The sequence below is a fragment of the Novosphingobium resinovorum genome, assembly GCF_036352595.1.
GTDB lineage: Bacteria > Pseudomonadota > Alphaproteobacteria > Sphingomonadales > Sphingomonadaceae > Novosphingobium > Novosphingobium resinovorum_B.
Window position 1 is genome coordinate 1 of record NZ_JAZFAX010000090.1, and the last position, 3,108, is coordinate 3,108.

General features: G+C 60.7%; 4 protein-coding genes. All 4 read right to left on the reverse strand.

Going from position 1 to position 3,108, the window contains the following annotated elements:
* Positions 1-62 precede the first annotated feature (62 nt).
* Entirely contained in the window at positions 63-503 is a 441-nt protein-coding gene (locus V2S85_RS26875) for a hypothetical protein (protein WP_330705843.1), read from the reverse strand.
* Complete coding sequence (gene tnpC, locus V2S85_RS26880) at positions 504-2,138, reverse strand: IS66 family transposase (protein ID WP_419198241.1); 1,635 nt, start codon at positions 2,136-2,138, stop codon at positions 504-506.
* A gap of 66 nt (positions 2,139-2,204) precedes the next feature.
* The gene (gene tnpB, locus V2S85_RS26885; RefSeq protein ID WP_330705845.1) at positions 2,205-2,558 is read right to left on the reverse strand and encodes an IS66 family insertion sequence element accessory protein TnpB; all 354 of its coding nucleotides are present in this window, start codon (positions 2,556-2,558) and stop codon (positions 2,205-2,207) included.
* The gene (tnpA, locus tag V2S85_RS26890; RefSeq protein ID WP_330705846.1) at positions 2,555-3,013 is read right to left on the reverse strand and encodes an IS66-like element accessory protein TnpA; all 459 of its coding nucleotides are present in this window, start codon (positions 3,011-3,013) and stop codon (positions 2,555-2,557) included. The genes tnpB and tnpA overlap by 4 nt, the downstream gene beginning before the upstream one ends.
* Positions 3,014-3,108: the final 95 nt, after the last annotated feature.

A 3,108-nucleotide genomic window follows, 5' to 3' on the forward strand; every position in this document is an offset into this window, starting at 1 on the left:
GTAAGCGTCCGGCGAGTCCCGTCCGATACCATTGGGCTGAATTTTGCTTTTCAACTTGTGTTTTATGAGGACGTCAGATCTTTCAGACGTTCATGCACCTGCTGCATCGCGGCTATTGCACCGGCCCGGTCCATTAGGGCTTTTCCCGATCCTAACCTAACGGCGATGGCTATTTTCCTGCCGTCTTTACCCGTCACGTAGTCGATTTCCTTGATCTGCGCTCGGTGAGTCCAATCAACTGGACAGCGAATGCAGGCGATGCTCTCGCTTTGTCCTCCTGGGAGATAATAAATCCCGCCATTCCGTCTCTTGTAAAATCTCACTCCCGAAAGAGTGATGGCCTTGCCATTTAAGACGGCCTCATAATCTGATTGCGCCTGCTTGTATTCTCTACTGTACTGATCAGGCGTCGAGAGTACGAAGATCATGGCAAAGATCAAAATGCCTGCTGCATAGATGGCGATTTTTTGAATCATGAGCAGTTTGTAGATCGTGCTGACCACTCAGGCTAGCACTGCCCAGTTCCATGGGAGCAGTTCGTCAATCCGGTTGATCGGATGCCCCTTGCCAATGCGGTCGAGGACATCAGCCAGCCATTCCTGCGGATTGACGGCATTGAGCTTGGCCGTTTCCAGCAGTGAATACATGGCAGCAGCACGCTCCCCACCACAGTCGGCACCTGCAAAAAGCCAATTTTTGCGGCCGAGGCAGATTCCCCGGAGGGCATTCTCTGCCGGATTGTTGTCTATCTCCAACCTGCCGTCGTCGGTGTAGGCGAGCAATTGCGGCTTCAGCTTCACGGCATAACGCAACGCTTCCGCCAGCGGTGACCGGGCCGATGCCCTGGACAGCACATCGTCAGCCCACGCGAAGAAATCCAGCGCCTTGAGTTTTGAGAGCTTACGAGCCTTGCGACGGAAATCTGCGGGTTCGCGCGCGATTTGCCGCTCAACGTCGTAAAGCTCACCGATCATCAGCAGCCCATCGAGCGCAGCTGAGTTCGGGTCTGCCTTGTAGACATCATTCAGTTTACGTCGGGCATGCGCCCAGCAAGCAACGGGCGTGATCGGCGCAGGCTGGCGGTCACTTGCGTATAGGCGCTCGAAACCGGCATAGGCATCGGCCTGCAAGAAGCCCGCAAAGGTCTTGAGATGCTCGCGCGGTCGTTCACCCTTGCGATCGGGGCTATAGCGAAACAGCGCTGCCGGTTTGTCCAGATGGCTCCATCGTCGGTTATCGCGGAGATACACCCATAGCCGCCCGGTTGCCGTCTTCCCGGTCCCCGGCGCCAGCACGGGAACGGGTGTATCGTCGGCGTGGAGCTTCACGCTGGCCATGACGTGATCGGCGATCCGATCGACCAGCGGTTGCAGCAGCCAGCTTGCCTGACCAAGCCAGTCCGCCATCGTCGAACGGCTGATCTCCACGCCCTCACGGGCGTAGATCTGTGACTGGCGGTATAGCGGCAGGTGATCGGCGAACTTGGAAATGATGACGTGAGCCAGCAGGCCGGGACCAGCGCGGCCACGCGGCACGGGAAGCGCCGGAGCGGGTGCCTGGCTGATTGCATCGCAGCGGTTGCACGAGAGCTTGGGCCGGACATGACGGACGACGCGGAAGCGGCCGGGGACATACTCCAGCACTTCGGTCACATCTTCGCCAAGCTTGCCCATCGTGCCGCCGCAGTCAGAACAGCCGTCGGCATCCGGCGCTGCGTGCATAACCTCGTCGCGAGGGAGATGGTCGGGCAGCGGAGCACGGCGAGGCTTGCGAGGGGCAGCCTTGGCCGAAGCATCTTCGGGCACATGCCCCTCGATCACGCACTCGGCATGGGCATGCTCGGCCTCGAGGTCCTCCAGCGTCAGCTCGAGTTGATCGGCCTGGAGGGCCAGGCGCTCCGAAGATTGACCGAACTTCATGCGCCGAAGGCGAGCCAACTGGACCTTGAACTTCTCGATCTGCAGCGTCGTCAATTTGATCGAGTTCTGGGCAGTCTGAAGCTTCTCGCGGGTCTCGTCATGGGCCACCCGTTCGGCCTCCAGCGCCTGCTCCGAAGCCGCCAGACGTGCGCGCATCGCCTCGGCAAAAGCGCGCAGTTCTGCGGGATCAGCAGGAAGTTCGAGATCGTCGGGAGACACGCTTCCCGATAGCAGAATCCGGTCTTCCACCCAAGCAGAAAGCCCGGAAATGCGGCGATTATCGCGTTAAATCTGCATCGGCAGGCGGGGCGGATCGGGGGCTACTGTGCGCCGCCAATCCATTGCTTCGATCAACAGCGCAAACTGCGCTGGGGTCAGCACGACACCGCCCTCGATGAGCGGTGGCCAGACGAAACGGCTGCGTTCCAAACGCTTGGCGAACAGACAAAGCCCGGTCCCATCCCAATGCAGCGCCTTCAGGTAATTGCCGCTCTTGCTGCGGAAAAGGAAAACATGCCCGCCGTAGGGCTCGACCGAAAACAGCGGGCGGACCAATGCCGCCAGCCCATCGAAGCCAAGCCGCATGCTGACCGGCTTGCTTGCCAGATACACCTTCGTTCCAGGCGCCAGCGAAATCACGATACGTCCCGGAATGCACGCAGCACTCGGGCCAGCGCCTTCTCGTTGACGTAGCTGTCTACCGACAGGCGAACGCCGCTGGGCAGGTCTATGTCTATCGCGCCAGGGCGGGCACCGGGATGCGGGCGGATGAGTTCCTCCGGCGCTGGCGGCATCGGCGACGGAACGGGTCGCGGCGCCTTCTGGGGCTCCGGCACCGTCGGTGCGGCCCTAGACTCCGTCGTTATGATTGCCCCGTAGGGAATGAACTCGAGCGCCTCACTGGCAATGGCCGCTGCCTGGCGGCGCGCCGACCGCCAGTTATAGATCAGGCTCTCGGCAATCTCGTGGCGCTCAGCGACCTGACGGACCGATACGCCGTCTGCATCTGCCTCGGCGAGGATCGCCGCCTTCTCGGCGTCCGAAAACTTCCTGCGTCGCTCGGTGCGCGCAATGATCTCCACCCGATCCTTCACTTAGCCTCCTTCTGGAGTCCAGAAAGAGACTCCTTACCGGAGGTCCATCAGCGCCGAGCCAAAATGCCGCAACACGCCCGAGGCCGTACGCTTAC